13 protein-coding genes are annotated in these 15,894 nt (G+C 47.8%); 9 read left to right on the forward strand and 4 right to left on the reverse strand.

Annotated features, from left to right (window positions below; all coding sequences use genetic code 11):
- The first annotated feature begins 79 nt into the window (after positions 1 to 79).
- The 5 genes from ftsE to P5G61_RS21180 all read left to right on the forward strand — a co-directional run bounded on the left by ftsE (position 80) and on the right by P5G61_RS21180 (position 6,107).
- Positions 80 to 766, forward strand: a complete 687-nt coding sequence (gene ftsE, locus P5G61_RS21160) for a cell division ATP-binding protein FtsE (RefSeq protein WP_024631580.1) — start codon at positions 80 to 82, stop codon at positions 764 to 766.
- Positions 756 to 1,673, forward strand: a complete 918-nt coding sequence (gene ftsX / locus P5G61_RS21165; RefSeq protein ID WP_079350381.1) for a permease-like cell division protein FtsX — start codon at positions 756 to 758, stop codon at positions 1,671 to 1,673. The genes ftsE and ftsX overlap by 11 nt, the downstream gene beginning before the upstream one ends.
- Positions 1,674 to 1,827: 154 nt before the next feature.
- Positions 1,828 to 3,114, forward strand: coding sequence for a murein hydrolase activator EnvC family protein (locus P5G61_RS21170; protein WP_301248382.1), 1,287 nt, complete (start codon positions 1,828 to 1,830; stop codon positions 3,112 to 3,114).
- A 133-nt stretch (positions 3,115 to 3,247) separates the two neighbouring features.
- Positions 3,248 to 4,717 carry a S41 family peptidase gene (locus P5G61_RS21175; RefSeq protein ID WP_079350383.1) on the forward strand — a complete coding sequence of 490 codons (1,470 nt, stop codon included), beginning with the start codon at positions 3,248 to 3,250 and terminating at the stop codon, positions 4,715 to 4,717.
- A 64-nt stretch (positions 4,718 to 4,781) separates the two neighbouring features.
- Positions 4,782 to 6,107, forward strand: coding sequence for a PDZ domain-containing protein (locus tag P5G61_RS21180; protein WP_301248384.1), 1,326 nt, complete (start codon positions 4,782 to 4,784; stop codon positions 6,105 to 6,107).
- Between the two features lie 52 nt (positions 6,108 to 6,159).
- Here the strand turns inward: P5G61_RS21180 and P5G61_RS21185 are convergent, their stop codons facing one another.
- Positions 6,160 to 6,852: a response regulator gene (locus P5G61_RS21185; RefSeq protein WP_301248385.1), complete on the reverse strand. Its 693-nt coding sequence runs from the start codon at positions 6,850 to 6,852 to the stop codon at positions 6,160 to 6,162.
- Between the two features lie 19 nt (positions 6,853 to 6,871).
- Entirely contained in the window at positions 6,872 to 8,143 is a 1,272-nt protein-coding gene (locus P5G61_RS21190; RefSeq protein ID WP_301248386.1) for a sensor histidine kinase, read from the reverse strand.
- Between the two features lie 207 nt (positions 8,144 to 8,350).
- Here P5G61_RS21190 and P5G61_RS21195 point away from each other — a divergent pair, with 207 nt between their 5' ends.
- Genes P5G61_RS21195 through P5G61_RS21205 form a run of 3 tightly spaced genes read left to right on the forward strand, consistent with a single transcriptional unit; the run spans position 8,351 to position 11,659 of the window.
- Positions 8,351 to 9,286 (forward strand): ABC transporter ATP-binding protein, encoded by a 936-nt coding sequence (locus P5G61_RS21195; RefSeq protein ID WP_301248387.1) that lies wholly within the window; start codon positions 8,351 to 8,353, stop codon positions 9,284 to 9,286.
- Positions 9,287 to 9,297: 11 nt separating this feature from the next.
- Positions 9,298 to 10,488 (forward strand): ABC transporter permease, encoded by a 1,191-nt coding sequence (locus P5G61_RS21200; protein WP_301248389.1) that lies wholly within the window; start codon positions 9,298 to 9,300, stop codon positions 10,486 to 10,488.
- Entirely contained in the window at positions 10,481 to 11,659 is a 1,179-nt protein-coding gene (locus P5G61_RS21205) for an ABC transporter permease (protein ID WP_301248391.1), read from the forward strand. The genes P5G61_RS21200 and P5G61_RS21205 overlap by 8 nt, the downstream gene beginning before the upstream one ends.
- Before the next feature lie 188 nt (positions 11,660 to 11,847).
- Here the strand turns inward: P5G61_RS21205 and P5G61_RS21210 are convergent, their stop codons facing one another.
- Both P5G61_RS21210 and P5G61_RS21215 read right to left on the reverse strand, forming a co-directional pair.
- The gene (locus P5G61_RS21210; RefSeq protein ID WP_079350024.1) at positions 11,848 to 12,690 is read right to left on the reverse strand and encodes a flagellar motor protein MotB; all 843 of its coding nucleotides are present in this window, start codon (positions 12,688 to 12,690) and stop codon (positions 11,848 to 11,850) included.
- On the reverse strand, positions 12,674 to 13,471 hold the full coding sequence (locus P5G61_RS21215; RefSeq protein ID WP_301248393.1) for a flagellar motor protein: 798 nt from the start codon (positions 13,469 to 13,471) through the stop codon (positions 12,674 to 12,676). The genes P5G61_RS21210 and P5G61_RS21215 overlap by 17 nt, the downstream gene beginning before the upstream one ends.
- 169 nt (positions 13,472 to 13,640) lie before the next feature.
- On the opposite strand from P5G61_RS21215, the gene uvrB reads away from it, so the two are divergent.
- Positions 13,641 to 15,632, forward strand: coding sequence for an excinuclease ABC subunit UvrB (gene uvrB, locus P5G61_RS21220; protein ID WP_301248394.1), 1,992 nt, complete (start codon positions 13,641 to 13,643; stop codon positions 15,630 to 15,632).
- Positions 15,633 to 15,894 lie beyond the last annotated feature (262 nt).

Below are 15,894 nucleotides of genomic sequence, written 5' to 3' on the forward strand. Positions count from 1 at the left end.
GAAATTCAGGTCTTTTTAAAGGAAATGCCGGGATTGTGTCGAAATGATAATGGCTAACTATGCAACGGGAAGTGATGATGTGATAGAAATGCAGGACGTGTGGAAGACCTACGCCAATGGTACCCACGCATTACAAGGGGTGTCGGTGAAGATCGACCGCAATGAATTTGTCTATATCGTCGGTCCGTCCGGCGCAGGCAAATCGACATTTATGAAATTGATGTACCGTGAAGAAGTTCCGACCAAAGGACAAATATCCATTAACGGATTTAATATCGGGAAGTTAAAGCCACGCAAAATTCCTTATGTACGCCGGAATATCGGCGTTGTGTTCCAGGATTTCAGGTTGCTGCCACGCATGACCGCATTTGAGAATGTGGCATTTGCCATGGAAGTTATCGAAGCGCCGAAGCGTCACATCAAGAAGCGAGTGATGGAAGTGCTTGATCTGGTAGGACTGCGCAGCAAGGCGAACCGTGAACCTTCGCAGTTATCGGGTGGGGAACAGCAGCGTATTGCCATCGCACGTGCCATCGTGAACAATCCGTCTGTTATTATCGCGGACGAGCCTACGGGGAACCTTGATCCGGAGACGTCATGGGGCATCATGCAGCTGCTGGATGAAATTAATTTTCGCGGGACAACCATTGTGATGGCGACCCACAACAAAGATATCGTGAATACGATGCGTAAACGGGTTATTGCGATTGAGCGCGGACAGATTGTACGGGATCAGATGAGAGGGGAATACGGATATGAATTTTAGTACTCTCTTGCGCCATTTGCGGGAGGGATTCAAAAATGTATTCCGCAACGGCTGGATGTCCGTAGCCTCCATCATGTCCATTATCGTGTCACTGCTTATTCTGGGTGTGTTCATGCTGCTGGTGCTCAACGTGAATTCCATGGCCAACCAGGTGGACAGCCAGGTCGAGATCAGTACGTATCTCGAACTGAACGTGGATGAGAACCTGCGTAACACGCTCGAGCAGGAAATCAGTGCCATGCCTGAAGTCAGTGAAATTCGTTTTGTCTCCAAAGAAGAAGGACTCAAGGAGTTCCGTGAACGTCTGGGAGCAAGTGCAGACAACGTGCTGAGCGGTTTCGATGTGGATAACAATCCACTGCCGGAGACGATTGAAGTAGAGGTCATTGAACCGGAAACCGTCACTTTTGTGGCGCAAAAAATCGAAGCATTGAACGATAAACACCCGGAGAAGCCGATCATGAAAGTGAACTACGGCAAAGAAACGGTGGAAGTGTTGTTCAAATTTACGAAACTTGTTCGGAATATCGGATTTATTTTTGTCGGGGGACTGGGTTTGATGTCCATGTTCCTGATCTCGAATACGATTCGCGTAACGATTCTGGCCCGGCGCCGGGAGATTGGTATTATGAAACTGGTTGGAGCCACCAACACGTTCATTCGCTGGCCTTTCTTTGTTGAAGGGGCATTGATTGGATTGATCGGTTCGGCGATTACGGTAGCGGTACTATTCTTCGGCTACAGCCGACTGATGGCAACAATTGGTCAGGATGTATTCATGCAGATGCTTAATCTGATTCCACTCGGCGATATTTGGCTGCTGTTTGGAACACTCTTGATTGGACTTGGTGTGCTGGTTGGTATTTTGGGAAGTACATTGTCCATCCGCAAGTCTCTTAACGTTTAATCGAAAAAGAATGGCAAAGCAGGTTCACAACAGAACGCTGTTTGACGATATGTAGTAAAGACGGAGTCTTTAAGTGTAAAGAAAGCAAAGAACATGCTGTTCACCACCTGTGCAGGTTGCTTTCTTGTGAAATCATAGGATGGGGGATCACATTTTGAAAAAAACAGCTTCGCTGCTGGCTTTAACGTTATTGGCCAGTTTGACGCTTCAACCTTCTGACGGATATGCCAAGAGTAGCATTAGCGACATTGATCAGCAGATTCAGCAACTGGAGAGCAAGGCGGCTTCGGCCAAAAAGGAGCAGCAAAAGGCTGCCAGCAACAAAAAGGAAGCCCAACATTACAAGAACAAGACCAATGCTTACTTGAAAGTGGTCATGGAGCAGATCAATGTGGTTAGTGATGAGCTGGCAAACGTATCCTTGCAGATTGAAAATACGGAAGAGGATCTCCGGACAACGAAAAAAGATCTGCAAGCCGCAGAAGAACGTATCGTTGCAAGAGAGAAATTGCTTGAATCTCGTGTACGGCTGATGTATACAGACGGTGCCGTTTCATATCTCGATGTGTTGTTAACTTCAACAAGCTTCACTGATTTCCTGACTCGTGCCGATTCATTGAAAACGATTGTGGATCAGGATCAGCATCTGCTGGATGAACACAAAAAGGACAAGCAGCTCGTTGTGGACAAAAAGGCAGAACTGGACGTGCAATATGCAGAAGCTAAGAGTCTGTATGCGCAGAAGAAACAGCGCAAGTCCCAATTGAACGAGAAGGAACAGGAGAAGCAAGTGCTTCTCGCTTCCTATGATGCTAAAATTGAAGAATCGGAAGAGCTGACGCAAGAACAGGAAGACGTATTGATGCAGATTGCAAGCAAGCGTTCAGCCCTTCTCCAAGAGAAAAATAAATTGCGTGAACAGCAAGCGGCCGCGGCCGCCAAAGCAAAAGCTGCAGCAGCTGCACGTGCGGCGGCAGCTGCGAAGGCGCCGACCAAGGTCAGCACAGGCAGCAGTGAGACCAGTGAGACCACGTATTCAGCGGGTAATGGCATTTTCTCCAGACCTGTATCCGGTGGACGTATTTCTTCTCCATTCGGTCGCCGTACACACCCTATTACGGGGGAAGTGGGAAAAATGCATAATGGTGTTGATTTCGCTGTTCCTGTGGGTACCTCAGTTCATGCTGCATCAGGCGGTATCGTAATCATGGCTGAGTGGTACACTGGATACGGCTATACCGTTATTGTAGACCATGGTGGCGGTCTTTGGACATTGTATGGTCACCTGCGTGAAGGCGGATTTAAGGTGAGCAAGGGAGATACGGTCAGCAAAGGCGATCTTATTGCCGAATCAGGCAATACTGGCAACTCTACAGGACCTCACTTGCACTTTGAAGTTCGGGATAATGGTACGGCAGTCAACCCAATGAATTATCTATAATAGATGGACTGCAAGGGAATGGAATAAACATATTCCGTACAAGCTAGGCATATACTAAGCTGGCATGTTCAGGGAATGTTTTACGGAACAATTGAATTTGACACGCTTCAATACTAAAGGCGGTGACAAACGGATGATGAAGAAAAGATCGGCCCTGCTGCTTGTCATTGTAGCCCTTCTTGGAGGCAGCCTGCTTACGCTGGTGCTAATGAGTTCCCCAGGCCTAGCAAAGACGGCACCTGGTGAAGGATTGCTTGCCAGTGTAACTGGCACGGCACAGCAGAAGAACGATTTAAAGAAGATTGAAACCGCGATGGATTTGATCTCAAGCAACTATTATAAAGACGTGGATCGAACCAAACTCATTGATGGTGCGATCAACGGCATGATGGAATCCCTTGGTGATCCGTACTCCAACTATATGGGACAGGAAACAGCAGCCCAGTTCGAGGAGTCGATTGAAGGTTCGTTTACCGGAATCGGTGCAGAGGTATCCTCTCAAGACGGGAATGTCGTCGTGGTATCGCCGATCAAAGGATCACCTGCCGAAAAAGCGGGTATTCGTGCGAAAGACATGATCATGTCCGTGAATGGTGAATCCCTGCAAGGTTTGGAACTGAACAAAGCCGTTAACAAAATCAGAGGTCCAAAAGGCAGTGAAGCGAAGGTGCAGGTTAAACGTGCCGGATCTTCCGAGCTAATTGAATTTGTCATCGTGCGTGCTGATATTGATTTGGAAACGGTCTACGCCCACATGGAGGATAACGGTGTTGGTGTGATTAGCATCACTCAATTCTCGCTGAATACTGGCGATCGCTTTAAGGAAGAACTGGCGAAGCTGGAGAAGCAGAACATGAAGGGCCTGATCATTGATGTACGGAATGACCCGGGTGGTGTTTTGCAGGTCGTTATTGATATTGCAGAACAATTTGTTCCAAAAGGCAAGGTTATTGTTCAAGTCGAAGACAAGAACGGTAAAAAGGAACAAAGCAAATCAAACGGATCAGGTAAATCCTATCCAATTACGGTTTTGATGAACAAGGGCAGCGCGAGTGCGTCAGAAATTTTGGCTGGTGCATTGCAACAGTCGGCAGGCGCAACGTTGGTTGGAGAAAACTCCTTTGGTAAAGGAACCGTACAGACGAGTTATGATAAGCAGATGGGTGATGGCAGCTTGCTGAAAATCACCATCGCGAAATGGCTGACTCCGAATGGTGACTGGATTCATGAAAAAGGCATCAAACCGGATATTGCGGTGAACCAGCCGGATTACTTCTCGGTGGCACCAATCAATAAAGAAAAATTACCTTTGAAATACGACAGCAATAGCACGGATGTGAAAAGTGCGCAGACGATGCTGAGAGGACTTGACTTCAAGCCGGATCGTGTGGACGGATACTATGACCAGAAGACGGAAGAAGCGGTCAAAGCATTCCAGAAACAAAAAGGCATTCAGGCAACAGGCCAGATTGACGAGAAAACCGCGGAATCACTGGAAGCGGCTCTGATTGAACGCATTGCCAATCCTCAATATGATGCACAGCTGAAGCGCGCGATTGAAAATGTCTCAAAGGATATTTCATCCGCTGTGTCGAAACCATAAAGAAGGCTGATTTTCAGCCTTCTTTTTTTCTGAACCGGCTGAAGGAGAGGAGTGACCATCCACAATGGAATGGGCTTGGCCATGGTTAACTACATTAGGGGAAGCATTGTTGCAGTTGTTTATTCAGCCGTTTTATTATATTGCGGTAATCTTGATTGCGCTAGTTTATCATCGTCAACTATTGCAGGAACGTAAATTGTTTCACGTTCGTCTGCAAAGCTCGATAACACAGACTATTCGTGCAGTGCTTGGAGGTATTCTGATCGGTGTAATGGTCTCCATCGTGTCGCTGTTTCTCGGGGCACATCTTACACTGGGCAGCCTCATCTGTATATGGGCAGCAACGTTATTTCTGGCCTTATTCCGTATCCGATACTTATGTTTTGCTTATGCTGCAGGTTTGCTTGGTGTGTTGCAGTTTGGTTTAAATATGGCTTCGGGCTGGCAGCCCGTAGGATGGATAGGAACTATCACTGAAGCCTTACGTGAGCTGGATATGCCTGCACTTCTTGTGCTCGCAGCTGTATTACATATCGGTGAAGCACTGATGGTACGTATGCAAGGGGTATCCATGGCATCGCCTTTGCTCTTTGAAGGTAAACGCGGCAAGCTCGTTGGAGGATACCAGTTGCAGCATTTCTGGCCGATTCCGTTACTGATTCTTGTTCCGGTTACGGGCGGGGCAGCATTACCATGGACCGCCTTAATCAGCGGAGGAAATGGCTACATGCTGGTTGCACTGCCGATTATGCTTGGATTCGGAGAAGTTACTCAAAGTATGCTCCCGGGAAAAAAAGTTCAGATTTCCGCAAAGCGATTGCTGTTATATGGGACAGGGCTGCTTGTGCTCAGCCTTCTGGCTGCGTGGTGGTCTCCACTCATGATTGTTGCAGCCTTGGCTGCTTTCATTGGACATGAGTTCCTGGTGTGGTATAGTGGTTTCGAAGAACAAAACCGCAGCCCACTGTTTGTTCACCCTGAGCACGGCTTGAAGGTGCTGGGTGTCATTCCCGATAGTCCTGCAGAAGACCTGGGGATTGAAGCAGGGGAGACCCTGTACAAGGTGAATGGCGTGCTGGTACATTCGCCTGAGCAATTACATCGCGCCTTGCGCATGAATCCGGCTTTTTGCAAGCTGGAGGTACGCAATCATCAGGGAGAGAGCAAGTTCATGCAACGAGCGATCTATGAAGGCGAGCATCATCAACTTGGCGTCCTCATGGCTCCGGACAATCATGAAGCCTGGGCGCTCCGGTTGCGTCCGCTAACCCTGTTTCATATTGTAACTCTCAAGTTGTTTGCAAGACGTCGGAAAGACAAGCATGAGGTTGAAGCTCCACTGGCACTGCCGCCAGCTCCTGTGGGAGAGCAAAGGTCGATAGAGATGTAATAATTAAAGGGTATTTCCTCCGCCTAATCAGGCAGGGGAGATACCCTTTTTGCTACTTATTTTTCAACATGAAAATGGCGATTTGAGTCCGATCACGCAAACTAAGCTTGCCGAGAATATCAGTAACATAGTTTTTGACCGTACCTTCGCTCAGAAATAGCTTTGCAGCGATTTCTTTATTAGACAGTCCTTCCGAGATAGCCTCTGCAACAGCTAGTTCCATACGAGTTAGGCCGTAAGAGTCAATGGGTTCATGGGTCTGAGCCGACGCAGCAGGGCGGAGCAGAGTCGCGAGCTTACGAGCAATATCAGGATGAATCAACATATCCCCGTTATGTACAGTCTTGATGCCTTGAATGATTCGGTCAGGTGGCACATTTTTGAGCAAATAACCGCTGGCCCCGTTTTGCAAAGCCTGAATAATATACTCATCATCGTCAAACGTGGTAAGCATCAGTACACGCACGTCAGGGAAGCGTGTCTTAACGATTCGGGTACCTTCGACTCCGTCACCATCGGGCATGCGAATATCCATAAGTACAACGTCGGCAGGTGTTCCTGACTCCAGCAGTTCGAGAGCTTCTCGTCCGTTTGAAGCTGTACCTGTAACGATAATACCGGGATCGAGTCCGAGCAGGACTTTAAGACTTTCACGGATAAAGGAATCATCATCTGCAAGGATCAGCCGAATGGACTGAGGTTGGACAGAATGGCCCGAGTTATTTAATTCATTCAGGTCAGACATGAGCAAATCACTTCCTTTTTCAGATCAGTTCAGCTTTGTTCGTTATGGGCAGACGTGTAATCACCGTATAGGGATAGTCCGACTTGATTTCCAGTTTCCCTCCAACCAACTGCGTGCGTAGACGCATTCCTTCAAGCCCCATGCCGAGCCCTGTAAACGCTGCTTTTACACTCGGGTTAGCAAGAGATCCATGGCTTCCTTTTGTTTGTACCTTCGCGGAAAGGGGATTTCCCTTCCCATCATTGCTGATAGACATACAGATCTCTCCTTCTCCAAATTCCAATTCCACCGTAATCGTAGTGGCATTTCCATGACGGAGGGCATTGGTCAGGGTCTCTTTGGCATTTTTGTACAAGACGATCTGTATGCTGGGATAGAGTACATGTGAATGCCCACGCACTTCGTAACGCGTCTTCACACCCGTTTCCCGGCCAACGTCTTCCAGCAGACGATCTAGGGCGTAGGCATCGGATATATAAGAGTTTGGCCGCAATTTGTGGAGCGTGGTTCGCATGTCATCCATACTGGCGGCCAATTGATCCCGAATCTGTCTCACCATTTCCGTGCCCTGTTCCGGATGTATAGGGAGGGTCAGAAGGGCTGCGTCAGACATCATTTTGGTGCGAATCAGGCGGTGACCAATGTCATCATGAAGCTGCCGGGATATTCGGGTACGCTCCTCAACCTGTGCAGCTCCTTCAAGTTGCTTCGTGAATTGCAGCAATTGCTCTCGTGCGTCCTGAAGCTCGTAATGTTTACTGCGCAGCTCATCATACACCTGTTCAAGCTGTTCCCGGCTGCTCACAGTTCTAGACCCTTGCCAAGAGAGTGTTGCGGTGATGAGCAGGAGCAAGTTACCTGCAACCCGAGCCATTGTCTCTTGGGTGAAGGTAAAAGGAAAGGCAGTGTTTGTGTGAAGTATAAGCCATGCATGAAGCCCCTGTGGTGGAGCGTAATACCAATGTAACGCGATATTGCTGGCGATAAGCTGAATTACGAGCATTAACCAGCGCTGGGCCCCATCCAGTCTGTACATGTACACATAAAGCGCAGATAAGGAGAGGAAAAACATAAATGGGCCATATAGAGCAATCAGCCAGCAGCTGAAAAGGATTTCGGCCACAAGCAGCAAACGCTGCATACCTGAACGGGTGAAGTCCTTCCACACCGCGAGTCCAAGTGCAATGATAATATACAGCGTATAGATATCTTCTTGTTCCAGGGGCAGCACCAGAATATACAGGACCGAGGGAACTAGAAGTAAACCGTACTGCAACAACCGCATCGGCATATGTCAGAGACATCCTTTATTTTAGAAGTGAAGGTATACCTTCCGGTAATCTATGTCGATTATATCATAGGCAGTTTCCCCATCCGAAGATGACTTAAGTCACCTTTGTTTCATGACCTTTCGTACCTTCGCAGAAGATCACAATTCGTTACAATACAGATATATAATTCTTGGCAAGAAGCTGGACGGAAGAGGAGTGTATAATCTATGGCTATGCTTGAGGTGGATCATGTAGTAAAACGATACGGCAGCAAGCTCTCGGTGGATCATTTAAATCTGAGTGTCGGTAAAGGCGAAATTTTTGGATTGCTTGGACCCAATGGAGCAGGGAAAAGTACCACTATTAGCATGATTGCCGGTCTTTTAAAGATTGATCAAGGTGAAATTCGGTTGGATGGCATATCGTTCAAGGAACGGCCGCTTGAAGTGAAACGCAAAATCGGGCTGGTACCACAGGATCTGGCTTTATACGAAACGATGACCGCTGCGGAGAATGTAACATTTTTTGCCCGGTTGTACGGACTTCGTGGAAAGATGCTTAAAGAAAGAGTGCAGGAATCCCTCGAATTTGTAGGTTTGCAGGACAAAGCGAAGGATGCCCCATCCACGTTCTCTGGCGGGATGAAACGCAGGCTGAACATTGCGTGTGCCATTATGCATCGCCCGGATTTAATCATCATGGATGAACCGACAGTGGGTATTGACCCGCAATCGCGCAATCATATTTTGGAGTCTGTCCGCACGCTTAATCAGATGGGATCAACCATCATTTATACAAGTCATTACATGGAGGAAGTAGCTGCAATCAGCCACCGGGTAGCGATTATGGATCAGGGACATATCATTGCCTGCGGCACCGAAGCAGAGCTGAGAGAACGGGTTGCATCCGAGGAAAAAATCGTTCTGACCACTTTGGGCGTCGGTCCCGCTGTTGTGGAGGAGTTAAAGCTTCACCCCCGTGTGCGGGCGGTAGAAGTATCAGACAATATATTGACCATTACGCTGCCATCCGCCCAGCAGGATCTCCAGGATATGCTTTTCATTTGCAGCAAACATGAAATCTCCATCCAATCGCTCAAGGTCGAAGAGCCTGATCTGGAAACGTTGTTCCTCAATCTGACCGGACGTACGCTTCGGGACTAGGAGGATCTCAGATGAATATATGGCATATTTGCATCTTTGAGCTGAGACGGATTCTGAAAATCCGCTCGGTTCTGCTGAATCTGTTTATTCTGCCGCTGCTGCTAATCTTTATATTGGGTACTGCACTTTCCAGTACAATGGGCACGACAAAAGAAGCAATTCCTGACCCAGTGAGAGTAGGAATCATTCAGGCTGAAGAAAATTCCGGTTCCGGTGCGATCAGCGAAGCTTTGAATACATTTGTGACATCCCCGGCGGTAGCCGACATGATGAAGGTGCAGAACATTTCTACGGAAGAAGAGGCTGTAAGTGCACTGCGACGTGGTGACCTGGATTTTGCCGTAATAGTCCCATCCAATCTGGAGGAGCAGATCATGAATGGGGAAGAGGCGAGGTTGCAATGGATACTTGGGAGAGATGGCACGCTCAATGTCGTGGGTGAAACATTGTTTACCCGGTTTACGGATGAACTGAACAGGCAGGTCGCTATGGTAACCGTATTTGGTCCCGAAGTGGTCGCTGCCATGGCTTCCTCTTCTGAATCAGATGCTGCCAATTCCTCCTATATTGCTATAAGCAGCCCCGGAAAGGCCGGGACATCATACAGTGCCTCCCAATATTATGCAGCTTCTATGCTGGCTATGTTCATGCTATATTCTGGACTCACGACAAGCAACAGCCTCTTCGGCGAGCGTGATAAAAAAACGTTAACCCGTCTGCAGGCTGCCCCAATAGGCAATGGCGTTATCTTTGCAGGGAAAATTGCAGGCAACAGCCTGCTTGCCTTTATGCAGGCCGTTATTATTGTACTGATGACACACTGGTTATACGGCGTGAATTGGGGTACACATCCATGGCTGCTTGTTTTGATCTGTGTGCTGATCACGCTGGCTTCCATGACTCTCGGCGTGATTGTCGCCCTGGTCTGCAAAAATGCTGCATCGGCAAGTGCTGCTCTACAAGGCATAATCATTACGATGACGTTTATCAGTGGTGGCTTCACACCCATAGCGTCCGATTTTGTACAGCAGATCAGCGAATTTACGGTAAATCATTGGGCTCTTCAGAGTTTTTTGCAAATGATGCTTGATGCTTCACTAAGTCAGATTATGTACAATATCATGATGCTTGGTACGGTAGGTGCAGTATTATTGGTACTTGCGGCATTGATCTACAGAAAGGCGGGATACCGCTATGAATAGTCTGAATATTGCCTGGTTAATGATTAGACGCACACTTGGACGTAAGTGGGGCTTCATCACATTTCTCCTTCTTCCTTGTTTAGTCGTCACAGGGGCAGTTTCGATATTTGGGGGGCAGCATGAAACGCGTGTAATCATTCCCTATATAAACGAGGATCATGGTGCGGCAGGTGCGATGATTGTGGATGAACTTGCCCGCAAGGAGGAGTATCTGCTCAAGCCAATGGAAGATGTAGCGGAGCTTAAGGAAGCCATCGCCGAGCAAAAGGGGAGTTCCGGCATCATCATTCCGGCGCATTATACCGATGATCTGCTACAGGGCAAGCAAACGAAAGTACAACTGGTAGAACTCCGTGTAAGTGAAAGTTCCTATACATTACGAGCCGCGGTTGAAGGTTTGGCAGCAGGGCTGAAACAGTCTGCAACAGCAGTGTTGACTACAACAGGTAGTCCTGCTGGTGCGGCCCCTGATCCTGTATTAAACCAGGAGAAATTTGAACAGTTACTACAGGAAACGAGCAAACATCAAATTTCGGGTGAAGCAACCGATCTTCAAATTTATCCGAAACCGGGTCTGAACAATGTGACGGGATTTACAATCATGTTTATGATGGGTTTGCTTACAAGTGCAGTAGCCGTCATAATGGAGGACCGCAGGCAGCGTACGATGGCACGAGTCTACACAGCTCCGGTCCACGCCTATGAAATCGCGCTGGGTAATTTTCTGGGAAGTTTTGCGATCGGTTTGATCCAAATTGTCTTAGTGCTGGGGATTAGCCGATGGGTGCTTCATTACGATGCGGGAATTCCATTTGGTATCCATCTTCTCATCCTGGCCGCGTTTATGCTGGTTTCGATGGGGATTGCGAGTACGGTTGCCGGATTGATTCGTGAATCCAAAAATGCAAACATGCTGAATTCACTAATCATCACACCGACGTGTATGATTGGCGGCTGTTTCTGGCCACTGTCAATCATGCCGGATTATATGCAGAAACTCGCTAATTTTGTTCCTCAGAAATGGGCGATCCAGGCGGTTGAAACGATCTCCGCTGGCGGTACGTTATCGGATATTGCCCTGCCGCTGCTGATTCTGTTTGGGATGGCAGCCATCTTGCTGACGGTGGGTTCTGCGATTCTTCGTCCAAGTCAGCCAGGCGTGGATGCATAATGTATGAAATCGGTTGTACGTTGAAGGTGATCCATCAGGTGCCATTACCATAAAACGAAGAAAACAAATGATCTGCTGTTTAGTAATAGGAGATAGAAGTAAAAATAAAAGCACGTTCTGCTGAATCGAATTCAGTAAAACGTGCTTTTTATAATAGTGCTAGGATGTTTCATACGAAATGTTGGCGATTATGGCTGGAGTTGACGCAAGACGGTAATTTCCACACGTCTATTTTTTTGCCGTCCTGCTGCGGTGGTATTATCCCCAGTTGGGCGGGTGTCAGCGTATCCGGCATATTGAAAACCGTCAGGGTCAAGCTTTTCTTTGTCGATAAAAAATCGCAATACAGACAGTGCGCGTTCACCGGAAAGCTCCCAATTGTCTTTATAGGTAGCATTCGCCCCGACAGGAACGTTATCCGTATGGCCTTCAATGCTGACAACGGTGCTCAGATCACGGAACAGGCTTGCTAATTTGCTCAGCGTGGGGGCAGCATCGCTTTTGAGGGCTGCTTGTCCCTGATCAAACAGGAAGCGGTCACTGAGTGTAATGGAGATGCCTTGAGGCTTGTCCGCAACAAAAATCTGATTTTCCAGTTTGTTGTCCTCGATATACTGAGTAATTACATTGAAGAGATTTTGCAGTTCCAGTTCCTGTGATCTGAATTGCTCTTCCCGCTCCGTAAGTGGCTGATTATCATCTTCTGACGTACCTGTCTCGGAGCCGGAAGAAGATCCTTCGCCTTCTCCGGGTTCTTCTCCCTGAATCTGGGAAGGTGGATTTTTGGTAATAGCTTGTCCCGCTGTACCGGCAATCCCTTCACCTTGGTCAAGCAGGGAATTGGATTGGTTAAATGTATTTTGCAACGATTGAGTAACCACATCGTATTTACCAGAATCCAGATGGCTCATCGCATACATGATCACAAAAAAGATCAGCAGCAGGGTAATGAGATCGGCATAGGTAATCATCCAGCGATCTCGATGATCTCCAGGTTCACGTTTTCCGCGCCGTTTACTGCGCCGACTCATCCAATCCCTCCTTCACTAAAGGACGTGTAATCTGGCGGTGAGTGAGTGTGAAGGACTCCAGCCGTTTACGCACGAGTTGGGGGTTCTCCCCGTTCTGGATAGAAAGTACTCCTTCGAGCAGCATTTCCATCGTCTGAATTTCGTCTGCGCCACGGGATTTAATTTTGGACGCAATGGGTAAAAAGATAAGATTGGCACTGGCGACCCCGTACAGTGTTGCGGTAAAGGCAACAGCAATCGCTGGTCCGAGTCCTGTAGGATCGGTCAGACTGCCAAGTACCTGAATAAGTCCCATTACGGTACCAATGATCCCCATCGTTGGAGCATAGCCGCCTGCTGATTCAAAGATTTTGGCATATCCATCATATTTTTGTTCGACGGAATCAATCTCCATCTCCATGATCTGGCGAACAACATCCTGATCTGTGCCATCGACAACCATCTGAATACCATCTTGCAAAAATGGATGCGGATGGTCCATCACTTTTCGTTCCAGTGCAAGTACGCCTGAGCGGCGAGCAATTGAAGACATATCTACAAGTTCTTCAACCCACTGGCTTGAGTCATTGTTATTACGCCCAAAGGCCATGCGGAGGGCAGCAGGAATCGTACGCAGCCGATGTGAAGGGAAACTGGCAACGACTGCAGCAATCGTTCCACCAAATACAATTAGAGCAGCCGTCTTTTGCATCAGACCGGATAATTGGCCGCCTTCCCATAAAAAACCACTAATGACTGCGGCAATCCCGGCAATAATGCCGATAAGTGTCGCAATATCCATAAATTAACCCACTCCTATCTTTACTTCGCGATTGCATCACTTGCATAGACTTGGTATAATTAAACGGGAACAAATATTCCTATTACTATAAGTTTTCCCATATGTAAATTCGGGGAACTTCGACAATATATAGTGACTATTATTTTAGACGATAGGGTGAGATACGGCAATGAGCGATATTATAATGAGCGACAAAACGTTCGAAATCGAGTCAGAGTTTTCTCCCCAAGGTGATCAGCCTGTAGCCATTGAAGAGTTGGTGAAGGGTGTTCAGGAGGGGAAGAGATACCAGACGCTGCTGGGTGCAACCGGTACGGGTAAGACATTCACGATTGCACAGACGATTGCCAAGCTGCAACGTCCCACGCTGGTTATTGCCCACAATAAAACGCTGGCAGCACAGCTTGCAAGTGAGTTCAAAGACTTTTTTCCAAATAACATGGTTGAGTATTTTGTCAGTTACTACGATTACTTTCAGCCAGAGGCCTATATTCCTTCCTCGGATACGTATATCGAGAAGGATTCAAGTATTAATGAAGAGATCGATAAGTTGCGCCATGCGGCTACGAGTTCATTGTTTGAACGCAGGGATGTCATTATTGTAGCGAGTGTATCCTGCATCTATGGTTTGGGTTCGCCGCATTCGTATTCCAGCATGCTTCTGTCCTTGCGGGTAGGCATGGAGAAACCGCGCAATCAGATTTTGTCTCGTCTGGTAGAGATTCAATATCAGCGAAATGACATTAACTTTGTGCGTGGCACGTTCCGCGTTCGTGGCGACGTTATCGAGATTTTCCCGGCATCAAAGGGTGAACATGCCATTCGGGTGGAATTGTTCGGGGATGAGATTGAGAAAATTACGGAGATTGACGTGTTAACCGGAGAACTGGTTGGCGAACGTGAACATATCGCTATTTTCCCGGCATCTCACTTCGTAACCCAAGAAGAAACGATGCGCGTCGCGCTGGTAAACATTGAGCGTGAACTGGAAGAGCGCCTCGAAGTGTTGAGAGAACAAGGTAAATTGCTGGAGGCTCAGCGACTGGAGCAGCGTACACGGTACGATATCGAGATGATGAAGGAAGTCGGGTTCTGTTCAGGAATTGAGAACTATTCCGGACCACTGACGTTCCGCGAACGTGGCGATACACCGTACACATTGATGGACTATTTCCCGGATGACATGTTGATTGTGGTCGATGAGTCCCACGTGACTCTGCCACAGATCCGTGCGATGTATAACGGTGACCAAGCACGGAAGACCGTACTGGTGGATCACGGTTTCCGTCTGCCATCTGCGCTGGATAACCGTCCGCTCAAATTCGAAGAGTTCGAGGGAAAGATGAATCAGATCATCTATGTATCTGCAACACCGGGTCCCTACGAGATTGAGCATACGGATACGATGGTACAACAGATCATTCGTCCAACCGGTCTGCTTGATCCAATTATTGAACTGCGTCCAACGAAGGGTCAGATCGATGACCTGATCAGCGAGATTAACGACCGGATTGCGAAAGACGAGCGGGTCCTGATCACCACATTAACGAAGAAGATGTCCGAGGATCTAACGGATTATCTGAAGGAGATCGGAATCAAGGTGCGTTATTTGCACTCCGAGATTAAGACGTTAGAGCGTATGGCGATACTGCGTGATCTCAGGCTGGGGGTTTTCCATGTACTGATCGGGATCAACTTGCTGAGGGAAGGTCTGGATCTTCCAGAAGTTTCTCTGGTAGCCATTTTGGATGCCGACAAGGAAGGCTTCCTGCGTTCTGAACGTTCACTGATCCAAACAATTGGCCGGGCGGCACGGAACAGCGAAGGTCGAGTTATTCTGTACGGTGACAAAGTGACGGATTCGATGGATAAGGCGATTAAGGAAACGGAACGCCGCCGCGCAATCCAGATTGAATATAACGAAAAGCATGGCATTACACCACAGACGATTCGGAAAAAAGTGCGTGATGTGATTGAAGCAACCAAAGTTGCGGAATCCAAAAAAGACTATCTTACAGGCGCTGCCGAGAAGATGTCGAAGAAGGACCGTCAGGCGCTTATTCAACGCCTCGAGGTAGAGATGAAGGATGCAGCCAAAAACTTGCAGTTTGAGCGTGCGGCTGAGCTTCGCGATGCATTGTTGGAACTGCGCGCGGAATAGCTCGTAAGGGCAGGTTGTTTAGAGATAAGTAGAGGCACAGATAGTGAATATTTGCTGCAAGGATAGATCTTCAACAAGAGAACGGCCGCGTGGCCGTTCTCTTGTTGAGTAAGGAAATCAGTAATCTATCGATAATTAGACATGTTGAAATCATAAAATCAGGTCTATACTGATAGAGAAGTTGAAATTGGTTAAAAGGTTTATAGGGAAAGCATTTGGAAGTTGTGTCCTTGGGAGCCGAGCCGAAGGCAATGGCGACCTC

It is taken from the genome of Paenibacillus vandeheii (genome assembly GCF_030433635.1).
In the GTDB taxonomy this organism is placed as follows: Bacteria; Bacillota; Bacilli; order Paenibacillales; family Paenibacillaceae; genus Paenibacillus; species Paenibacillus vandeheii.

Excerpts from the sequence above, each read along its gene's own strand:
- uvrB (WP_301248394.1), top strand. The coding sequence starts at position 13,641 with ATGAGCGATATTATAATGAGCGACAAAACGTTCGAAATCGAGTCAGAG.
- P5G61_RS21180 (WP_301248384.1), top strand. The coding sequence starts at position 4,782 with ATGGAATGGGCTTGGCCATGGTTAACTACATTAGGGGAAGCATTGTTG.
- P5G61_RS21205 (WP_301248391.1), top strand. The coding sequence starts at position 10,481 with ATGAATAGTCTGAATATTGCCTGGTTAATGATTAGACGCACACTTGGA.
- P5G61_RS21210 (WP_079350024.1), bottom strand. The coding sequence starts at position 12,690 with ATGAGTCGGCGCAGTAAACGGCGCGGAAAACGTGAACCTGGAGATCAT.
- P5G61_RS21190 (WP_301248386.1), bottom strand. The coding sequence starts at position 8,143 with ATGCCGATGCGGTTGTTGCAGTACGGTTTACTTCTAGTTCCCTCGGTC.
- P5G61_RS21185 (WP_301248385.1), bottom strand. The coding sequence starts at position 6,852 with ATGTCTGACCTGAATGAATTAAATAACTCGGGCCATTCTGTCCAACCT.
- P5G61_RS21175 (WP_079350383.1), top strand. The coding sequence starts at position 3,248 with ATGATGAAGAAAAGATCGGCCCTGCTGCTTGTCATTGTAGCCCTTCTT.
- P5G61_RS21215 (WP_301248393.1), bottom strand. The coding sequence starts at position 13,471 with ATGGATATTGCGACACTTATCGGCATTATTGCCGGGATTGCCGCAGTC.
- ftsX (WP_079350381.1), top strand. The coding sequence starts at position 756 with ATGAATTTTAGTACTCTCTTGCGCCATTTGCGGGAGGGATTCAAAAAT.
- P5G61_RS21200 (WP_301248389.1), top strand. The coding sequence starts at position 9,298 with ATGAATATATGGCATATTTGCATCTTTGAGCTGAGACGGATTCTGAAA.
- P5G61_RS21195 (WP_301248387.1), top strand. The coding sequence starts at position 8,351 with ATGGCTATGCTTGAGGTGGATCATGTAGTAAAACGATACGGCAGCAAG.